The organism is Shimia sagamensis (genome assembly GCF_900182745.1).
In the GTDB taxonomy this organism is placed as follows: domain Bacteria; phylum Pseudomonadota; class Alphaproteobacteria; order Rhodobacterales; family Rhodobacteraceae; genus Shimia; species Shimia sagamensis.
This window is the reverse complement of sequence record NZ_FXTY01000015.1, coordinates 1-20326: the sequence shown is the minus strand read 5'-3', so window position 1 is coordinate 20326 and position 20326 is coordinate 1. Positions and strand designations below refer to the sequence as shown.

Below are 20326 nucleotides of genomic sequence, written 5' to 3'. Positions count from 1 at the left end.
AGCAAACGAGCGAAGCCTGAAAAGAAAGGCGCTCGCGCGACGTTCAGTCCCTCATTTTCTGCGCCAGCAACACGATGTTTTTCCACAGAATCGGCGGAGAGCCGACTTTCGCTGCACGATCGCAAGAGCCGGCACGAACAGATGGAAGCGGACATGCAAGTGGCACTCCGCTCTGGCTTCGCGTCGCATCAACTTAAGTGTTTCTTGTCGATCTTTGGCAGGTGACCGCCTTCGGCGAAGGACCATAGTCAACCGGTTGCCCGGCGGAGGCGTAGGCCAGCCTGAGCTGTTGCCAAACTCAAGCTGGCAAAATTTTAAATTACTAAAGGTCGACACTGTGTCGTTAACGCAGAAAATGCTCGTCCGGATGAACGGCACCGCCCATTCGTCTAGCCTAGGGGGATCAGCCCACCAACACTCGCTAGCAGTGCTACAATCTTATCCACGCCTTCACGATTGCGTAGCGAGGCAAAGACAAATGGCCGCTCGCCTCGCATCCTCGTTGCGTCCCGCTCCATGACCTCCAGCGACGCGCCAACATAAGGGGCAAGATCTGTCTTGTTGATGACCAGAATGTCGGATTTGGTGATGGCTGGCCCGCCTTTGCGAGGAATTTCTTCGCCTGCGGCAACGTCGATCACATAGAGCGTCACATCCGCTAACTCAGGACTGAAAGTGGCCGATAGGTTGTCGCCACCGCTTTCAATCAACACAACTTCGACATCTGGATGCCGATCGACCATCTCGGCGACGGCGGCAAGGTTGATCGACGCGTCCTCGCGGATTGCGGTGTGAGGACACCCGCCGGTCTCAACCCCGATAATACGGTCCTGTGGCAGGACCTGCATGCGCATCAATGCCTCGGCATCTTCCCGCGTGTAGATGTCGTTTGTGATGACACCAATTGAGTGGGTGTCCCGCAAGGCTTCGCAGAGGGAAGCCGTCAGGGTTGTCTTGCCAGCTCCTACAGGACCACCAATACCGACGCGAAGCGGGCCATTCATCTGTGTCATGTGCGGAAAATCCTTGAGTATTGAGTTTCGTGTTTCATCGCCGCGATATCCGTCAAAAAGCTCGTACTGGCCAAGTCGTCCAGAGTGGCGGTCGTCGCGCTCTCAGCGATCGCACAACATAACGGGGTCAAAGCGCGGATCAGTTTCTGCCCGTCTGTTTGACCAAGGGGCACAAGGCGCATCGCGACCGCGGCGAGATTGGACACGAAGGCTTGCAAGTAGAATTGGATGGTGAGCTCAAGCGGCAAGCTTTTCAGCCGCGCCGCTCGGCCAACGGCAACCGGATAGGTCAGTCCTTTTAAGTCTAAAGCCCAGATTTCACCCGTCACATTACAAAACGCAGCGCCCTGAAGCTGGGTTTCCTTCAACCGCTCTGCCGACGCTGAAAATGCGCGGCTTGTGGCGTCTACCTCGCAAAGGTCTTTGGCGCTTGCGCTGTAAGCCGCGCCAATGAACAGGCTGTCGTTCCATCCGGTACCATGTTGCAACACATCTGCGATCCAGAGACCAGCCTGCTCTGAGTTGACAACGTCTCCGGTATCGATGGCCCACTCCAATCCGTGTGAATAGGCGAAAGCGCCCACCGGAAAGGCAGGGGAGAACCATTGTGTGAGGGTCAGGATATCAGTGGCTGTGGCCATGGGTGCGTCCGTGCCCATAGGCCCCGCCTTCCGGCGTGAAGGGCTCGACCACTTCACGCACTGTGGCGCCAATCTTGTCCAGCATATCGCGGATAACATGGTCGCGCTGAATGAGCAGCCGCCCGTCCTCGATTTGGCAGGGCGTATGGCGGTTTCCGATATGCCACGCAAGGCGCGGCAGGTCGTCTCCTGTGACCTCCAGCAAGTCTTCTTTGGCGGCAACAACCTCAATTAGGCGGCCGTCTTCCAAGGCAAATGCATCCCCATGGTCAAGTGACGTTGTATGCGCCAAATCAACAAGGAACTGTTCTGCACGCACTGTTGATAACATTTTGCGCCGCAGGAACCGGTCATCGTAATTAAGCGTCACACAATCATAGGCACCGGACCAATGGCCGGGTTTGCGAATTTGGCGACTGGGGGGAAGCGTGGTCATTGGATGCACCTTCAGAACATGAAATAGCGTTGTGCCATGGGGAGAACCTCGGCGGGTTGGCAGGTGAGAAGCTCGCCGTCAGCACGCACCTCGTAGGTTTCAGGATCCACTTCGACCATTGGAGTTGCCGTGTTCAGAAGCAGATCGGATTTGCCAATGTTACGGGTGTTTTTTACCGCGATCGTGTCTTTGGCGAGGCCCAATCGCGCGCCAATTCCGGCGTCTTGCGCGGCCTCGCTGACAAAGCAGACAGCGGAGTTTTGAACCGAGCGTCCATAAGCACCAAACATCGGACGGGAGTAGACGGGTTGCGGCGTTGGGATCGAAGCGTTGGGGTCACCCATCTGCGCCATAACGATGCTGCCGCCAAGTAAAACCATCTCAGGCTTCACGCCAAAGAAGGCCGGATCCCACAACACCAAATCGGCGCGCTTGCCAACTTCAATACTGCCAATTTCATGGGCAATACCATGCGCAATGGCGGGGTTGATGGTGTATTTGGCGATGTAGCGGCGCACGCGGTAATTGTCGTTGTCTCCCGTTTCCTCAGACAGTCTGCCCCGCTGTTTCTTCATCTTGTCGGCTGTCTGCCAAGTGCGGATCAACACTTCGCCGACGCGCCCCATGGCTTGACTATCTGAGGCGATAATCGAAAACGCCCCCATGTCGTGAAGAATATCCTCAGCAGCGATGGTTTCGCGACGTATCCGGCTTTCCGCAAAGGCGACATCTTCCGGAATCGACTTGTCGAGGTGGTGACAGACCATCAGCATATCGAGATGCTCTTCCAGAGTGTTCACTGTGAAAGGGCGGGTGGGATTGGTTGAGGACGGCAAGACATGCTCTTCGCCACAAATTTTGATGATGTCCGGTGCATGGCCACCACCTGCACCTTCGGTGTGAAAGGCATGGATTGTGCGGCCTTTTAGGGCTGCCACAGTGTTCTCAACAAAACCGGATTCGTTGAGCGTGTCCGTGTGGATCATCACCTGAACATCCAGGTCATCAGCGACTGACAGGCAGCAATCGATGGCGGCAGGCGTTGTCCCCCAATCCTCGTGTAATTTTAGAGCGCAAGCCCCACCTAGAATTTGCTCTTCCAACGCGGCCGGAAGGGACGCGTTTCCTTTACCGGCAAAGGCGAGATTCATAGGGAAGGCATCTGCAGCCTGCAACATCCGGCCAATATGCCACGGTCCGGGGGTGCAAGTCGTGGCCAAGGTGCCATGCGCCGGACCCGTGCCACCGCCCAACATTGTGGTCAGGCCGGAATGCAGCGCGTCCTCGATCTGCTGTGGGCAGATAAAGTGGATATGGCTGTCAAAACCACCGGCCGTCAAAATGCGGTTTTCGCCCGCAATGACCTCGGTGCCCGGGCCAACAATGACATCTACACCGGGCTGTGTGTCTGGGTTTCCGGCTTTGCCGATGGTCTGGATACGCCCATCTTTTAGGCCGACGTCCGCTTTGTAAATGCCAGAGTGATCGACGATCAGCGCGTTGGTGATAACCGTGTCCACGGCGCCTTCGGCGCGTGTGGCCTGCGACTGTCCCATCCCATCACGAATGACTTTGCCACCGCCAAACTTCACCTCTTCTCCGTAGACATCCTCTCGCAGGCCCGTTGCACTGAACTGCGCCGCAGTGGCGCGTTCCACGATCAGATCTTTTTCAACCTCAATTATGAGGTCCGTGTCCGCCAGCCGCACTTTGTCGCCCACAGTGGGGCCGAACATAGCAGCATAGTCACTCCGGCTTATCTTGCCCGGCATCTTTCAGCGCTCCCATGATGTGTTGATTAAAGCCATAGATGTGTCGCCGTCCCATAAAGGGCACCAACATCACCTCCCGGCGTTGTCCGGGTTCAAAACGGACGGCTGTGCCCGCAGGAATGTCCAAGCGTCTGCCCAAGGCCGCATGACGATCAAATTCCAGCGCTGGATTTGCTTCGGCAAAATGATAGTGACTGCCCACCTGCACGGGGCGATCGCCGGTATTGGCCACCAACACCATACGCGCACTGCGCCCGGCGTTGAGCGTGAGCGCGCCTTCGGCGGGATATGTTTCACCTGGGATCATGTGCGCCGCCGTTTCCGGACAACAGTCATCGTCCCACCCACGATCACTGCGGACAGAACCACGGCAATCCAAGCGTACTCCCCATGACTATGGGGATGTGCTCCGGAATGGGCCATGGCTGGAGATGCTAAGAACCCACCCAAAAACGGTACAATATGTTTCATTGGCTCTAGCTCCTCTAACGAATTGGTTTGGGAACGGTGACAAGCTTGGTGCCATCCGGGAAAGTGGCTTCGACCTGCACTTCGTGGATCATCTCCGGGATGCCCTCCATGCATTGGTCGGCCGAGACAACCTGTGCACCCGCTTCCATCATATCGGCTACAGAACGGCCATCACGTGCGCCTTCAACAACGCTGTCGGTAATCAAGGCGATGGCTTCTGGGTGATTGAGTTTAACACCACGTGCCAAGCGCTTGCGGGCCACTTCGGCGGCCATGGCAATCAGTAGTTTGTCTTTTTCTCTTGGGGTTAGGTTCATGTCAGATCATCCAGCATCGAGGAAGGTCGCCACCATGCAGCGCTCGCAGAACCGGCAGCAGGGTTTTTCTGAGGGTGAAATCGTCTTCAGCAAGCAGGCGCAGGACCAACACATCCTGTTGGAGCAGGCTCACACCACCGGTTTCCGGAAGCGTCTCTCGTAGCGTAGCCAGATGCCGCTCCGCATCCTTTGCCACCAAAACCACCAGAGCCATCGCCCCAGCGCCGTTGGCGATAAACGGCTTATTCAGATGCGCCTGCACGTTTCCAGCCAAAGACATCGCATCGATAAAGAGGGGGCTGCCTCCACGCCGTACCTCAATCCGGTCGCGAAACCGTACATCGGTCAGCACTTCGCCCATTGCCGGGCGGCCAAAGACCAAAGGCTCGACCATAAGCAGAGATGCTCCCGGATCCAGATCAATGCTCAGGCGACGGTCCAACGCACTCCCGTTGAACAGAATGGTTTCTTGAGGCAACCAATTGAGCCGTGCTCCGACTTCAACCCGAAGGCGGTTGCGGATCTGGCCAGTCTGATTGGGTTGCGCCTTGTACGCCCGTTCGCACGCTTGGGTCGTCAAGGTGAGCGTGGTGTCCCTTGCCAAATGACCTGAGAAAGTGAATTGGTCGCCGCCTGTGATCCCGCCAGCCGTGTTCAACAGGACGACATCCATCGCTGCCCCGCAGGATTTTGGGAACAAACATCTGAACGACCCGGCTTGGTGTAGGTCGCCCAAAACCGAACGGTCCCCAACCATTTTTGAGCTCACGCGCAACGTCCCCTTCGCGCGTGGCGGCTGCGTTGCGTGGTGGGGTGATATGTCTGCGAGACGGGTGATCAGCGTTTCCTCTTGGCGCGTAGAACTGTTCTTGGTTCTGACGTCTTGAGGGTAAAACGCCATCCGAAATGGCAGATTTGCAGCGCCGCACAAGGTCACACGTCTATTTTTTGCGCTCCGGCTGTGATTTTTGCTCAAAAAATAAGCATACGCGAAGGCCTGTCAGGATTTGCTGTGCCTCAGGTTTGCTTATTGCGTCGCTATGCAGAATCGATTGGGCACCTGCTGGCGACACACGTTGTCAAAAAGCCGGAGGTGTGTGACGGCCATACGAATTGGACCTCGAAGCGGCCGCCACACGAATTGCAACATGACGTTGCGGGGACAGGTAAGGGAAATCGGCACATATGTGCAAGATCTCTCTCCAGCGCCCTGCCTGGAGGCTAATATGAATTTTCTCAAATCCACTCTCGCCGGATCTATCGTCTTTGCGTCACTGGCCGGTACCGCCATGGCTGACGACGACACCATCAAAGTTGGCGTTCTGCACTCTCTTTCTGGCACAATGGCGATCTCTGAGACCACTTTGAAAGACACCATGTTGATGCTGATTGATCAGCAGAACGCAAAGGGCGGTCTGCTCGGTAAGCAGCTGGAAGCTGTGGTGGTCGACCCTGCTTCAGATTGGCCACTGTTTGCCGAAAAAGCGCGCGAGTTGCTGACAGTGCATGATGTTGACGTGATCTTTGGAAACTGGACGTCTGTGTCACGTAAATCTGTACTGCCGGTGATCGAAGAACTGAACGGCCTGCTGTTCTATCCCGTGCAGTACGAAGGCGAAGAATCGTCTAAGAACGTGTTCTACACCGGTGCCGCGCCAAACCAGCAAGCTATCCCGGCTACAGATTATTTCCTGGATGAGCTGGGTGTCGAAAAATTTGCCCTGCTGGGAACAGACTATGTGTACCCACGCACCACAAACAACATTCTCGAAAGCTATCTCAAAGGCAAAGGCGTTTCCGAAAGCGACTTGTTTGTGAACTACACACCGTTTGGCCATTCTGACTGGTCCAAAATCGTGGCTGATGTTGTGGCTCTTGGCGCTGACGGCAAAAAGGTCGGCGTGATTTCAACCATCAACGGGGACGCCAACATCGGCTTCTACAAAGAACTGGCCGCGGCCGGTGTGTCGGCTGACGACATTCCAGTTGTCGCTTTCTCAGTAGGTGAAGAAGAACTGGCAGGCCTCGATACCTCTAACCTCGTGGGCCACCTTGCAGCGTGGAACTATTTCCAGTCTGCGGACGGTGAGGTGAACGCCGAATTTGTGAAAACTTGGAAGGCTACAATGGGTGAGGAGCGTGTCACCAACGATCCAATGGAGGCCCACTTTATCGGGTTCAACATGTGGGTAAATGCGGCCACCGAAGCAGGGTCTACGGAAGTGGACGCTGTGCGATCTGCCATGTACGGGCAAGAATACCCGAACCTGACAGGTGGGACCGCGGTGATGTTGCCAAACCACCACTTGGCCAAGCCGGTCCTGATTGGCGAAATCCAAGACGACGGACAGTTTGATATCATCAGCCAGACCAGCGAAGTCCCCGGTGATGCCTGGACTGACTTCCTGCCTGAATCAGCTGTGCTGATGTCAGATTGGAAAGATCTGGACTGCGGCATGTACAACACCGAGACCAAGACCTGCGTTCAAACGCTGTCGAACTACTAAGACCAGCACTTGCGAAGAGGGCCGAGACTTGGCCCTCTTCCATCCAAATGACGCGGACACTTCCGACATGATCAGACTATACTTTGCGGGGCTCGCCTTTCTGTTGTCCTGCCTGACGGCCACCGCACAGGACGCGAACATCCAGCCCATCTTGCAAGAGTATCAGGCGGAAATTGCCAAAAGCTCGCGCAAGACCATTGGCCCGGTGATTGATGTAATCGCTAGCAGTGGATCACCACAGGCTCAGCTCATGCTTGAGACATGGGCCGCCAAAAATATGTGGATGCGCAAATCAGACGGTCTATTCTTTGTTGGAGAGAAGACCGACACTAAAAGCTACCTGCTCACAGATTTTGACAGCGGAGATGTTGTTGGAAGCTATCCCAAGAGTGACCTGAAACAACTTAAGCCAAACAGCGGCGTCCGCGCCATGATTGCGACAGCGTTGGTCCAGTTTCAGTTGATGGATCCGGACGCGGCCAAACGGCAAGATGCACTGACCTCAATTCAACGAGATCCCGGTCCCACGCTTCTCGCCCCTTTGCGGGCCTCGATTTACAGTGAACCCGATCCGACGCTGAAGGCGCAGAAACAACGGCTCGAGCGCTTGCTCACCATTGGCTACGATCAAGACACCAAAGCGCGTGTCGCTGCCATCGAAGATATGTCAGGTGACCTTGGTGTCGATGTCCGTGCGACTCTCAACCCTTTGGTGGCAAAGACTCTCAATGTAGCAATCGGGGGCACACCAACCGGTGTAAATGTGGCTGCACTACTGGAGCCCGGCACTGATCAGTTTTCCAAGACCGACGCCTATGACCTGTTGGTGGTCGAAGGCATGGCTCCGGCGCTGATTTCTTCTGGCGATATGCGCTCAGCACTGGCCGCAAATATTGAACGCGGCCGTGTTGGCGGAATACCGGTGGCTCAACTAGATACCAACGCTGCACGCAAGGCTGCATACGCGGCGCTCGCGGACGCCGGAAAAGTGCCCGCACTTATCACACCAGCGGACATGGACACCGCGCTTGCAAGCCACGTCTTCTTCGAAACTTTTGCAGAACCTTCAGCTGAGGTGACAACGGCGGCCACCGATGCGTTGGAGACCATCAACCTGAAAGTTGGATTGAACCAAACCCTAGACCTGATTCTTGACGCTCTGTCCTTGGCGTCGATCTATTTTCTCGCGGCCATCGGCCTCGCAATCACCTTTGGTGTCATGGGCGTGATCAACATGGCGCATGGCGAATTCATCATGATGGGCGCTTATACAGGTTACGTGGTGCAACAGATCATCCCGGATCACACTTTGTCGATCATTGTCGCAACCCCAATGGCCTTCGCCGTGACCTTTGCGGCGGGTGTGGCAATGGAGCGGTTGGTGATCCGATGGCTGTATGACCGCCCACTGGAAACGCTGCTTGCAACCTTTGGCATCTCAATTGCGTTGCAACAGCTGGCAAAAAACATCTTTGGCACGCAAGCCCGCCCTTTGACCGCTCCAGGGTGGCTTGATGGCGCACTTGTGGTGAATGATGTCGTCTCGATCAGTTTTATTCGCATCGCCATCTTCATTCTTGCGCTCGTTTTCCTTGGTGTTTTCCTATTCATCATGAAACGCACGAGGCTGGGGCTGGAAACCCGCGCTGTGACCCAAAACCCACGCATGGCTGCCTCAATGGGGATCAACCCCGGCAAAGTGAATATGCTGACCTTCGGCCTTGGGTCAGGCATTGCCGGCATCGCCGGTGTCGCTATCGGTCTCTTTGCAAAAGTGACGTCCGAGCTGGGCAACGATTACATCGTGCAAAGCTTCATGACCGTGGTCGTCGGCGGAGTCGGCAATATCTGGGGCACCCTTGCAGGCGCCGCGATGATCGGCTTCTTCCAAAAAGGGATCGAGTGGCTGAATCCGTCAAATACTCTCGCCGCGCAGACCTACATGATCGTCTTCATCATCATCTTTATTCAATTCCGGCCAAGGGGCATCATCGCCCTCAAAGGCCGCGCTGCGGGGGATTGATCCATGCAACGGTCTTTCATTGCCAAGAACCCTTCGGTTCTGATCTTTCTTGCCTGTCTGGCCTTGTTCACTCTGATTGTGACGGTTCTGTCTGAAGGCTTCGGCGTCGGGGTGATTTCAACCAGCTTTGTCAAAACACTGGGTAAGACGCTTTGCCTGTGTCTGGTCGCAGTGGCCATGGACTTGATCTGGGGATTTACCGGTATCCTGTCGCTTGGCCATTTCGCCTTCTTTGGCTTGGGTGGCTACATGATTGGCATGTGGCTGATGTATGAGCGCACCCGCCTGATCGTGGTTGAGTCACTCAGCCAAACAGAAATTCCTGCCACTAGTTCCGAAATTATTGACGGCATTGGAAACCAAATATTCGGCGTGGTCGGCTCCAGTGATTTCCCACTGATCTGGGCTTTTTCTGATAGTCTGGTTCTACAGCTCGCAATGGTGGTTCTGGTGCCAGGAGTGTTGGCACTGGTGTTTGGATGGCTCGCCTTCCGAAGCCGAGTCACCGGGGTTTACTTGTCAATCCTGACCCAGGCGATGACGCTGGCTCTGGCTTTGTATCTATTCCAAAACGACAGCGGTCTGCGTGGCAACAACGGGCTGTCAGGCCTGCAAAATTTGCCGGGTGTGACCGCTTCTCAGGACGAGGTGTCCCTATGGTTCCTCTGGGCCTCAGCTTTGGCCCTTGGCCTTGGATACCTGCTGGCGGCTTGGGTTGTTTCCGGCAAACTTGGCTCTGTTATTATTGGCATCCGAGACAACGAGGCGCGGGTGCGCTTTCTTGGCTATTCGGTCGAGACCTACAAGCTGGTGGTCTTCACATTTACCGCCTGTATCGCCGCCATCGCTGGAGCGCTCTACTACCCGCAGGCAGGGATCATAAATCCCGCTGAAATCGCACCTATCGCGTCGATCTATCTGGCGGTCTGGGTTGCAATTGGTGGGCGAGGCCGGCTTTATGGTGCTGTAATCGGCGCCGCCTTTGTCAGCCTTCTCAGCACGTGGTTCACCGGAGGCCAAGCACCGGACATTCCGCTGGGGTTCTACACAATCAAATGGGTGGACTGGTGGCTGGTGCTTTTGGGCTTGTCTTTTGTCGCTGTCACCCTGTTTGCGCCCAAGGGCATGGGAGGGCTGGTGGATCTTCTGACGCAACGCAAAAGCCCCAATCGTCATGGCGCAAACCTGGGTCCTGATGACGGCGCTTTGCGCGAACAGGAGGCCAGCCAATGAATACGCTCCTTGAAGTTTCCGGCGTGTCAGTCACCTTTGACGGTTTTCGTGCCATCAACAACCTATCGTTCCAGATTGGTGACGCTGAGCTGCGCGCGGTTATCGGGCCCAACGGGGCGGGCAAAACCACCTTTATGGATATCGTAACCGGAAAAACCAGGCCGGACGAGGGCCGGGTGATCTGGGGGGACAAATCCCAGTCCCTTCTGAAAATGAATGAAGCAAAAATTGCCCAAGCTGGGATTGGCCGAAAGTTCCAAAAACCCACGGTGTTCGAAGATCAGACGGTTCAAGAAAACTTGCTGATGGCCCTGAAAAAGCCGCGTGGCTGGCTGTCAGTGCTGATGTATCGGCCCAGCACTGCAGACCTTGAGAAAACGGCCAATCTGGCCAAGGAAATCGGTTTGCTGGACGCGCTGAGCCGCAAATCCGGCGAGCTGAGCCACGGGCAAAAGCAATGGCTGGAAATTGGCATGTTGCTGGCGCAGGAACCGCGCCTGTTGCTGGTGGATGAGCCTGCTGCGGGGATGACACCTCAAGAACGCGAACACACCACCGACCTGTTGCTGGAAGCGGCTAAAACCCGCGCTGTGGTGGTGGTCGAACATGACATGGAATTTGTACGCCGCCTGAATTGCAAGGTGACCGTACTACATGAAGGGTCGGTTTTGGCCGAAGGCAGTCTTGACCATGTCACCTCCAATCAAAACGTCATCGATGTCTATCTGGGGCGCTGAACTATGTTGAAACTTCAAGATCTTACCTTGCACTACGGGCACTCTCAAATTCTCAACGGAGTTTCGATGCAAGCTGACCTCGGAGAAGTGACTTGCGTGATGGGCACCAACGGAGTTGGTAAAACCAGCTTGATCAAAGCCATTTCGGGAACTCACCCGAGATCGGGCGGCAGCGTCGAGCTGGCAGGCAAAGTGCTGGACGTTATGCCGGCGCACAAACTGGCGCATAAGGGGATCGCTTATGTGCCACAGGGACGGGAGATCTTTCCTCTTCTGACAGTGCGCGAAAACCTGGAAACCGGGTTTGTTTGTTTGCCACCTGCCGAGCATTTCATACCGGATGAGATTTTTGAACTCTTCCCGGTTTTGAAGGAAATGCAGAACCGGCGTGGCGGGGATTTGTCTGGCGGACAGCAACAACAACTGGCGATTGCCCGGGCGCTAATCACCAAGCCGCGATTGTTGCTTTTGGACGAACCCACAGAGGGCATTCAACCCAACATTATTCAGCAGATCGGTGAAGTGATCCGACAACTCAGAGATAAAGGTGACATGGCAATTGTTCTTGTGGAGCAATATTTTGAGTTCGCCTATGGGCTGGCAGATAGGTTCGTGGTCTTGCGTCGAGGCGAAGTCATGATGGCTGGCAAAAAAGGCGCAATTGCAAAAGAAGATCTACTCAAAGGGGTCTCTGTGTGAGGTGAAAAAAACATGCGGTAAACAAGCCGCGCGCGCCAATTGAAGAGGGGTAAAACACCTCACCTGCGGCGGACAAGTAGCCGTCAAAGCCGAAAGGCTTCTGATCTCAGATTTTTGATCCAATTTGCACCAACCGCCAACGGTCGTTTCAACCAAATTGCAAAAAGTCGTCAAAACCTCTTGCCGAAACCGGTTTCGGGAACTTTTCTAGTCATCCAAGGGAGGATGACTCGTGCAGACTGGTTCGACAAAAACATCTAATGAACAGCCGCGGCGTGCCCGTACACGGGTGACAATTGCGGATGTTGCTAACCATCTTGGCGTGACCAAAAGCACGGTAAGTCGAGCGTTGAACGGCTATACCGATATTTCGGACTCCACGCGGTTGCGTATCAGTCGGGCGGCGGAGCGTCTAGGGTATCGCCCGCTCAGCCATGCTCAGGCAATCCGTACGGGACGGGTGCGGTCGCTTGGGCTGGTGCTTCAGGTCGACAATGAAGACAGCGCGCGCCCTTTTCTTGCAGATTTCATAGCAGGAGTCACTCAAGCAGCGAGTGCCGAGAATTGGACCGTCACAATTGCGACCGCCGAAACTGAACGCGGGGTGCAGGAAACGCTGTCGCGTCTTGTCGACGAGCACAAAGCGGACGGATTTATTCTTCCGCGCACGCGATCACGTGACAAGCGCGTTGAGGCACTGCGTGCGCAAGACATCCCGTTTATCATGTTCGGGCGTACCGAAGATCCGTCAGGATGTTCTTGGTACGATATCAAAGGCGAAGACGCGATGCGTGCGGCAACGGCACGCCTTGCGAGCCAAGGGCACAGGCGGATTGCGCACGTACCAGGCGGCAGCGAATACACCTATTCCAAGCTGCGAATTGACGGGTACCGCGACGGCTTGGCCGCCGCGGGCCTCTCGATTGACCCAGCCTTGATCACTTCGCCTGCGATTACACATGACGCCGGAGAGGCTGCTACACGGTCCCTTTTGATGCTGGCAGAGCCACCCACAGCGATCACCTTCGCTGTGGATCGCGCCGCACTAGGTGCCTACCGGGTGGCGCAAGACTTGAGACTGCGCATTGGAAGCGATTTTTCAGTGATTGCTTATGACGGCATTCCTGAAGGCGCCTATGCGAACCCTGGCCTTACGACCTTTGCGGTCAACAGCCGTCAGGCAGGGGACCGGCTGGCATCATTATTGATCAAACGAATTCGGGGCGCTGCTCCGGAAGAACTTCGCGAGTTGGCTCCGGCCACGCTCGTTGAGCGGGGGTCAGATGGGCCTCCACGTCTGACACCCGCCGAATTGGCGCAGTGTCTAAAGGACAAACAAAAAACGTGAAGTCCAATGGGAGGAACCAACATGAAACTTCAAAGAAAAAACAAATTGTTGAGCAGCGCAGCACTTGCGCTGGTGATGGTGTCGGGTGCCGTCAATGCGGATACGATCCGGTTCTGGACAACCGAAGAGCAACCTGAGCGGCTCGCTAAGCAGCAAGAAATGGCGGCTGAGTTTCAGGCGGCCACCGGCACCGAAGTCCAGGTCATTCCTGTGACAGAATCCGACCTGGGCACACGCGCGACGGCTGCATTTGCCGCCGGCGATCTGCCTGACGTGATTTACCACCCGCTGCAATATGCGCTGCCTTGGGCAGAAGCCGGTATCTTGGATACCGAGGCTGCATCAGAAGTTGTCGAAGGACTTGGCCAAGGCACGTTTGCACCTGGTCCACTTGCGATGGCAGCTGTTGACGGTGGAGTAGCCTCCGTTCCTGTAGATGGTTGGACCCAAATGATCGTCTACCGTGCGGACAAGTTCGAAGAAGCTGGCCTAGAAGCGCCAACGTCGTTCGCCAATGTCGTTGCGGCACTCGACAAGCTCCACAACCCACCAGAGATGTACGGTTTTGTTGCCGCAACAAAAGTGGATGAAAACTTCATGTCACAGGTGCTGGAGCATGTGTTCCTCGCCAATGGCGTTTCGCCTGTGAACTATGACGGGGCGGCTGCGCTTGATCCGGCTGCAACCACCGAGGTGCTCGAATTCTACAAGGCAATTGCCGAGGCCTCTCCTCCCGGTGAACTGTACTGGAAACAATCGCGTGAGCTGTTCTTTGCCGGACAAGCGGCGATGATCATCTGGTCACCATTTATTCTGGATGAGTTGGCCGGTTTGCGCGACAGCGCTCCGCCCACAATCAATGACGACCCTACCTCGTCCGAGCTTGCATCAAAGACCGGCATCGTAACCAACTTCTCTGGACCGTCGAACCCAGATGGGGCCGCATGGGGCGATGTGCGTTACTTTGGTATCACCAATGACGCTGACACTGATCTGGCTATGGATTTTGTGAAGTTCTCTATGGATGAGGGCTACACCCAAACACTGTCGATTGCGCCGGAAGGGAAGTTCCCGGTGCGTCGCGGCACGGCAGATGAGCCTTCAAAATTCTCAGAGGCCTGGTCGATGTTGCCTGTTGGTGTGGACCGCAAAGCACCTCTTGGCGACCTATACGATCAAGCAATGATCAACGAAATTGTTGGTGGTCTGGATGTCGCCAAGCGTTGGGGTGTTGCGGAAGGTCAGCTGGGGCTCGCGTCCAAAATGATCAACAGCCAAGTCATCAACCGCGTGGTGCGTCAGTACATTGACGGCGAAATTGATGCCGCCGCCGCTGTGGCCGCCATGAACGAGCAACTTTCTGCAGTCGAGTAGAAGTTGGCTCCATGCCCTGCTCCGACATCTGTCGGGGTAGGGATACCAATTATTCCGACCAATGGGTTGACCGGAGACCTTCATGAACATTGCAACCCCTCCTAAAGGGCGCGGCCCGTTGGCAAAGCGCGAAGCCCGGCTGGCGTGGTCTTTGCTGTTGCCAACGATCACGATGGTGTCGTTGGTGGTGATTTTACCGCTGCTTGCGATTTTCTGGATCAGTTTTAAGCCCATTGGGCTCGCCGACCTGCGACCTCCTGCACCCGTGTTGCGCGAGAGTTTGCGTGGATCGGGAGACGACTTGCGGATCGAATATCGGTTGCGAAATTCGAGCCAAGACACGGAAGTAACTGACGTCACGATACGTGACACCTGGCCTGAAAGTCTGATTGTTGCCGGCGACTTACCTTCAGGATGTGATTTGGAGGGCACCGTATTTGCCTGTGAGCTGGGCACTTTAGAGCCCGGTTTCAATGAACAGCTGCGTGTGCCGGTTGCGTTAGCTGATGGCGCCGACAAAGATACGGCGGAAGACGCCGCCGAAGGCACCAAGCCGCAGGTGCAGGGCAACGCAGATTCTATCCTGACAAACTTCGAGTTTACGCTCGACAACTTCGCCAAGGTTTTTGACGGGGACGAATTCTGGTCGGTGATGTGGGTCACGATCTTTTACACCGTGTTTGGTACCGTTGGGGCATTGCTTTTAGGCCTGTTCGCGGCACTGCTTTTAAACAAGAGTTTCCGGGGGCAGGGCATCCTGCGCGGGCTCTACCTGTTTCCATATGTAGCCCCGGTGATCGCGGTGGCATTTACCTGGGTCAACCTGTTTGATCCGTTCTCGGGGTCTGCGAATGCGCTGCTTCTGCAGATGGGAGTGACCAGTGAGGCCATCAACTTCTTTGGACAGCGGCCGCTCGCGCTCATCATGGTGACTGTGTTTGAAATCTGGCGCTATTTCCCTCTCAGTTTTCTGTTCATCCTTGCACGGCTTCAATCAATCGACACCGACATGTACGAGGCGGCCGATATGGACGGGGCCTCGCCCTTTCAGAAATTTTGGTACCTGAGTTTGCCAATGCTATTGGGCATTCTGTCGGTCCTCTTCCTGCTGCGATTCATTTGGACGTTCAACAAGTTTGACGACATCTTCCTGTTGACCGGCGGCAACGCAGGAACACGCACATTGACCGTCAACGTCTATGAACAAGCGTTTGCGGTCTCAAACATCGGTGCGGGTGCTGCGGTGGCGGTTATCATCTTTGGCTGTTTGTTGGTGTTCAGTGTTTTCTTCTTCAAGTTTATCAGCCGGGAGGAAGGGCTATGAGCCTCTTACGGTTTGGATATGTGAGTGGCCCCGTCATTGGTGCAATTTGGCTCTTTGTCCTCGCGACCACCATTTCAGTCACAATGTCCTTCGCCACCGGCGACGCGTTTAGACCAGCTTTGGCATCATCATTGGTTTTGGGTGCTCTGGCAGGTTGGATCGCAGTGATACCGCAAAACAAAACCACAAAAATTGCCATGATTTCGGCTTTTGTTTTTGCAATTTCCCTCACCGGTTTTGGCCCGATCGTGATGCAAAGCACCGCAACATCTCAGGGATTTGTCGCAATCTTGCTTGCCATTGTGATGGGTTGGTCAATTGTCGCGATCTTGGTTGATGTGCCGTTTGGAAGCTTGTCACGGCATGAAATGGAAGAGGCTTGGATCCGTTTTTTGACTGGGTTTGGCTATATTTTCTTCACCGCAATCGTGTTGATCCCGTTCTATGTGATGGTGATGACCTCGCTGAAGTCGCAATCTGATCTTCTGCAAAATCCGCTGGATTTCTCGCTGGATTTCAACAAAGGCACGGCACTATTTCGCAGCTACTATGAGCTGTTCCGAGACTTCAATTTTGGCACCTATATGTGGACCAGTTTCTATGTCTCCGTGCTGACTGTTCTCATCACGCTCGCGTTCTCCATTCCAGGGGCTTACGCCGTCGCACGCTTGAATTTTCGCGGTCAAAAGGCCTTCTCGCGCTCAATTCTCCTGATCTACATGGTGCCAATGATCGTTTTGGCGTTGCCGATCTACATCGCGTTTTCGGTCACTGGACTGCGCAACACGGTGATCGGCATCATTCTGATCTATCCGGTCACAACGATCCCCGTCGCGCTCTATATGTTGCAAGGCTATTTTCGTGGCCTGCCGCCGGAGGTGGAAGAAGCGGGGCTTATGGACGGTTTGAACCGCCTGCAGGTTATCTGGAAAATCACACTGCCTTTGGCTTTGCCCGCGCTGGCATCGGTGAGCCTGTATGTCTTCATGATTGCCTGGAACGAGTTCCTTTTGGCTTTCATGCTGTTGGACGATCCTTCGAAATTCACACTAACGCGTGGCGTCGCCATGCTTAACAGCTCAGAAATTCCCCGCGAACATCTGATGGCAGGGGCGGTCATTGCGACCGTGCCGGTCATGGTTTTGTTCCTCGGGTTGGAGAAATTCATGACCAAAGGTCTTACTGCAGGGAGCGTGAAAGGATGAACGCGCAAGCTATGCCAGATATGGATGAACAAGCGCGCGCGATTTTGCGCGGCAACGATCGCGGCGGATACACCGTGCCGACCGCTGGATTATACCCCTATCAATGGAACTGGGACAGCGCCTTTGCCGCTTGGGGATTTGCCACCTTCGATGTCGAAAGAGGCTGGGATGAAATTGAAACTTTGTTCTCAGGCCAATGGGGCAATGGCATGGTGCCTCACATTCTGTTTCATCGCCCTGATCCAGGGTACTTTCCGGGCCCTGAGGTGTGGGGCGGCATAGGGCCCGTCGCTTCATCAGGCATCAGCCAGCCACCTGTTGCTGCGAGCTTCGCGCGGCGGATTTATGATCTTGATCCGGAGGCCGGCCTGCCAGTGGTGGCTCGACTTTTTCCGAAAATGTTGGCGTGGCACCGGTGGTTTATGGAGTGGCGTCTGGATCAGGGCGCAGTCTGTATCACGCATCCGTGGGAAGCGGGACGAGATAACACGCCAGATTGGGATGGGGCGATGGCGGGCATCGACCCCATAGATGTTGGGGACTACACTCGTCGAGACACCTCCCACGTTGACCCAGAAATGCGCCCCACGAAGTATGACTACGATAGGTATGTTTGGCTGGTGCGACTTGGTCGTCGTTTAAACTGGGATGAAGCTGCTTTGCTGGAGCAAAATCCCTTCCGCGTGGCCGACCCAACGATGACTTTCACCCTTCTACGCGCGCAACGTGATCTTGCGGCGCTGGGCCGTATTCTGAAGGAAGACGTTAGCGAAATCGAAGCTGCAATCGCCGTTTTGGAGGCAGGGGCTGAGACGCTTTGGAACGCCGAGCTTGCCAGCTATGACGCGCGCGACGTGCGCTCAGGCCAATGGGCCAACTGCGTATCCAACGCCTCCTTTCTGTGTTGGTACGCCGGGATCCAAAACCCGGCCATGGAAGCGCAATATGACCGCATCACGTCGGTCTGCACCTATCCGGTTCCCAGCCACGACCCTAGCTCTGACCGGTTTGATCCCAAACGCTATTGGAGAGGGCCAACCTGGGGCATCATGAACGCGCTCATCGGGATTGGCTTACAGGACTGCGGCCTTGTTGAAAGAGCAGAAAACCTGCGCACATCCACGGCTGACTTGATCCGTGAATACGGTTTTGCCGAATACTTCGATCCCATTTCAGGAGACGCCGCAGGTGGGGGCACATTCACCTGGACTGCGGCTGTATGGCTGGGTTGGGCCTCACCGTCACGTCCAAAAGGAGCGTTCTAATGGGATCGATCAAACTTGAAGGCGTCGAAAAATGGTTTGGTGATGTCCAAGTCATCAAAGGCATCGATCTTGACATAGAGGACGGCGAATTTGTCATTTTTGTCGGTCCATCCGGTTGCGGAAAATCCACATTGCTGCGGATGATCGGCGGCCTTGAGGAGACCTCACGCGGGGCCATTAGGATCGACGGTCGCGACGTGACGGCCGAGCCACCGGCAAAACGTGGCCTGACAATGGTGTTCCAAAGCTATGCGCTTTATCCGCATATGAGCGTGCGCGACAACATGGGTTTCTCGCTCAAAACCGCTGGTGCCCCCAAGTCGGAAATTGATACCAAGGTCAATCACGCAGCCAGTGTGCTGAAGCTGGAGCAATACCTCGACCGACGCCCCAAGGACCTGTCTGGCGGCCAACGTCAGAGGGTTGCGATCGGGCGTTCAATAGTTCGCGACCCCACGGCCTTCTTGTTTGACGAGCCATTGTCAAATCTGGACGCCGCGCTCCGGGTGGAGATGCGTTACGAAATTGCCAAACTTCATCAATCCCTTGGCTCTACGATGATTTATGTGACACACGATCAGGTCGAAGCGATGACGCTTGCGGACAAGATCGTGGTCCTGGATTTCGGTAAAGTTGCACAGGTCGGGTCGCCGCGAGAACTCTATGAACGTCCTGCCAATCTTTTTGTGGCGCAGTTTATTGGCTCACCAAAGATGAATGTCATTCCATGCAGCACAGAGGGAACTTCATATAGCCTCTCTGGCGGGCGCGGCGGGGACTATCACGGTGCGGGTGAAGCCACCCAGCTTGGCATTCGCCCTGAACACATGGAAATTATGTCTGTTGGAGAAGGCGCGTTGGACAGTGTGATTGATGTCGTCGAGTATCTTGGCGCTGACTGTTTTGTCATCTTGGACTGTGGCGCGTTGGGAAAATTAACTTCTCGCGTTTCCGGAGAAACCGCTTTGAAGTCGGGCGAAAGAGTTGGCTTGAGTTTCCCGACCGACCGAATTCATTTCTTCGATAGAGCGGGAAAAGCGGTGGATTGAATTCAGAGCTCGCATCTACGCCGCGTCAATGGCACCGGAAAGGATTTCTGCTGGTCGATAAAGCACGAGAGACTAGCGTTTCAACCCGTTTACTATCAGCTATGGACTGGTTGAAACCAAGGTGCAAAGGTTGCGGAACGACCGCCCTTTAAGCACATCGCACCTTTCAAGGGCTGCCATAAAAATGACGTCTGCTTAGGTGCTGACTTTAGGAAACGATGATAAAGACCTGACTTGACCAAGTTGCAATTCCGTACAAGAGCTTGCGCGATTTGTAATTCTGCAACTTGTATTGAATGGCAGCTTTTGGAACGCCGATATACAACGTTCCGCATACCGTTCAAAGTCCGCTTAGGGCCGTTCACGCCATGTCGGCGGGTCCTGAGGGCCAACTTTGCAAAGGTAGCTATCTGCGCATTGCTGCCATTGGTGGCTCGTGCAGCATCCGACACCGCTGCGGTTTCCTATTGAAGGGCAGCTTTCGGGAAATCGACCCCGGAGCTTCGCGCCTGCAGCGGAGCACGTGCTGAGCCTCATGCGAGTGTCGTGCTTGGGCAGGGGGCGGCCTTTAAGCGGACTTCCCTCAAAGGACAGCGCTGGGCTGGTACCAGAATTTGCAGAGCTCACGATCCCGCGTAGGTTCTCCCCCGGAAGCAAGCACAGCGTCGTCCTTCGGCGTGACTGTAAGCTGACCATCGGCTATCTAGCCCATGTCCAAAACCACACCTCTCATTCCCAGCCGACCTTCGCCAACACCTCGTTCATTAACGCAAGCTTCTGTGCGTCGGTCAGTTTGCGCGGTGCGGTCTCCACCTCCTCCTTGCCCTGCACAATGTCTTCAAACAGGGCGAAGCGCGCTGCCTCGGGGAGTTTTCCATAATGGGTCTCGGTGATTTTTTCGCTTTCGTGCCC

Annotated in this window: 20 protein-coding genes; 11 read left to right on the top strand and 9 right to left on the bottom strand. The window is 55.2% G+C overall.

From position 1 onward, the window contains the following. Positions 1-389: 389 nt before the first annotated feature. From ureG to QOL67_RS21395, 8 genes are read right to left on the bottom strand one after another with little or no spacing between them, the layout of a single operon-like run. Positions 390-1013 carry an urease accessory protein UreG gene (gene ureG, locus QOL67_RS21430; protein ID WP_283428037.1) on the bottom strand — a complete coding sequence of 208 codons (624 nt, stop codon included), beginning with the start codon at positions 1011-1013 and terminating at the stop codon, positions 390-392. Continuing rightward, a complete protein-coding gene (locus QOL67_RS21425; RefSeq protein WP_283428036.1) occupies positions 1010-1654 on the bottom strand; it encodes an urease accessory protein UreF in 645 nt (214 codons plus the stop codon). The genes ureG and QOL67_RS21425 overlap by 4 nt, the downstream gene beginning before the upstream one ends. Beyond that, entirely contained in the window at positions 1638-2090 is a 453-nt protein-coding gene (ureE, locus tag QOL67_RS21420) for an urease accessory protein UreE (protein ID WP_283428035.1), read from the bottom strand. Before ureE ends, QOL67_RS21425 begins: the two co-directional genes overlap by 17 nt. A gap of 11 nt (positions 2091-2101) precedes the next feature. Further along, the gene (gene ureC, locus QOL67_RS21415; protein WP_283428034.1) at positions 2102-3862 is read right to left on the bottom strand and encodes an urease subunit alpha; all 1761 of its coding nucleotides are present in this window, start codon (positions 3860-3862) and stop codon (positions 2102-2104) included. Further along, positions 3837-4169, bottom strand: a complete 333-nt coding sequence (locus QOL67_RS21410) for an urease subunit beta (protein ID WP_283428033.1) — start codon at positions 4167-4169, stop codon at positions 3837-3839. Before QOL67_RS21410 ends, ureC begins: the two co-directional genes overlap by 26 nt. Continuing rightward, a complete protein-coding gene (locus QOL67_RS21405; protein WP_283428032.1) occupies positions 4166-4333 on the bottom strand; it encodes a peptidase M23 in 168 nt (55 codons plus the stop codon). Before QOL67_RS21405 ends, QOL67_RS21410 begins: the two co-directional genes overlap by 4 nt. A 14-nt stretch (positions 4334-4347) precedes the next feature. Continuing rightward, on the bottom strand, positions 4348-4650 hold the full coding sequence (locus tag QOL67_RS21400; RefSeq protein ID WP_283428031.1) for an urease subunit gamma: 303 nt from the start codon (positions 4648-4650) through the stop codon (positions 4348-4350). A 1-nt stretch (position 4651) separates the two neighbouring features. Further along, positions 4652-5425 (bottom strand): urease accessory protein UreD, encoded by a 774-nt coding sequence (locus QOL67_RS21395; RefSeq protein ID WP_488153901.1) that lies wholly within the window; start codon positions 5423-5425, stop codon positions 4652-4654. A gap of 451 nt (positions 5426-5876) precedes the next feature. Between QOL67_RS21395 and urtA the strand changes: the two genes are divergently transcribed. The 11 genes from urtA to QOL67_RS21340 all read left to right on the top strand — a co-directional run bounded on the left by urtA (position 5877) and on the right by QOL67_RS21340 (position 19414). After that, positions 5877-7157: an urea ABC transporter substrate-binding protein gene (gene urtA, locus QOL67_RS21390; protein ID WP_283428029.1), complete on the top strand. Its 1281-nt coding sequence runs from the start codon at positions 5877-5879 to the stop codon at positions 7155-7157. A gap of 67 nt (positions 7158-7224) precedes the next feature. Further along, on the top strand, positions 7225-9180 hold the full coding sequence (urtB, locus tag QOL67_RS21385; RefSeq protein WP_283428028.1) for an urea ABC transporter permease subunit UrtB: 1956 nt from the start codon (positions 7225-7227) through the stop codon (positions 9178-9180). A 3-nt stretch (positions 9181-9183) separates the two neighbouring features. Beyond that, positions 9184-10413 carry an urea ABC transporter permease subunit UrtC gene (urtC, locus tag QOL67_RS21380; RefSeq protein ID WP_283428027.1) on the top strand — a complete coding sequence of 410 codons (1230 nt, stop codon included), beginning with the start codon at positions 9184-9186 and terminating at the stop codon, positions 10411-10413. Next, positions 10410-11150, top strand: a complete 741-nt coding sequence (gene urtD, locus QOL67_RS21375) for an urea ABC transporter ATP-binding protein UrtD (protein WP_283428026.1) — start codon at positions 10410-10412, stop codon at positions 11148-11150. Before urtC ends, urtD begins: the two co-directional genes overlap by 4 nt. A 3-nt stretch (positions 11151-11153) precedes the next feature. Then, entirely contained in the window at positions 11154-11849 is a 696-nt protein-coding gene (gene urtE / locus QOL67_RS21370) for an urea ABC transporter ATP-binding subunit UrtE (protein ID WP_283428025.1), read from the top strand. Positions 11850-12081: 232 nt separating this feature from the next. Beyond that, a complete protein-coding gene (locus tag QOL67_RS21365; RefSeq protein ID WP_283428024.1) occupies positions 12082-13197 on the top strand; it encodes a LacI family DNA-binding transcriptional regulator in 1116 nt (371 codons plus the stop codon). A gap of 21 nt (positions 13198-13218) precedes the next feature. Continuing rightward, complete coding sequence (locus QOL67_RS21360; protein WP_283428023.1) at positions 13219-14571, top strand: ABC transporter substrate-binding protein; 1353 nt, start codon at positions 13219-13221, stop codon at positions 14569-14571. Positions 14572-14653: 82 nt separating this feature from the next. After that, positions 14654-15895 (top strand): carbohydrate ABC transporter permease, encoded by a 1242-nt coding sequence (locus tag QOL67_RS21355; RefSeq protein WP_283428022.1) that lies wholly within the window; start codon positions 14654-14656, stop codon positions 15893-15895. Next, positions 15892-17100, top strand: a complete 1209-nt coding sequence (locus tag QOL67_RS21350) for a carbohydrate ABC transporter permease (RefSeq protein WP_283428021.1) — start codon at positions 15892-15894, stop codon at positions 17098-17100. The genes QOL67_RS21355 and QOL67_RS21350 overlap by 4 nt, the downstream gene beginning before the upstream one ends. Beyond that, a complete protein-coding gene (locus tag QOL67_RS21345) occupies positions 17097-18365 on the top strand; it encodes an MGH1-like glycoside hydrolase domain-containing protein (protein ID WP_283428020.1) in 1269 nt (422 codons plus the stop codon). The genes QOL67_RS21350 and QOL67_RS21345 overlap by 4 nt, the downstream gene beginning before the upstream one ends. After that, on the top strand, positions 18365-19414 hold the full coding sequence (locus tag QOL67_RS21340; RefSeq protein ID WP_283428019.1) for an ABC transporter ATP-binding protein: 1050 nt from the start codon (positions 18365-18367) through the stop codon (positions 19412-19414). The genes QOL67_RS21345 and QOL67_RS21340 overlap by 1 nt, the downstream gene beginning before the upstream one ends. Positions 19415-20143: 729 nt before the next feature. Here the strand turns inward: QOL67_RS21340 and QOL67_RS21335 are convergent. Then, positions 20144-20326: hypothetical protein (locus tag QOL67_RS21335; RefSeq protein WP_283428018.1), on the bottom strand; the 183-nt coding region annotated here is incomplete at its 5' end.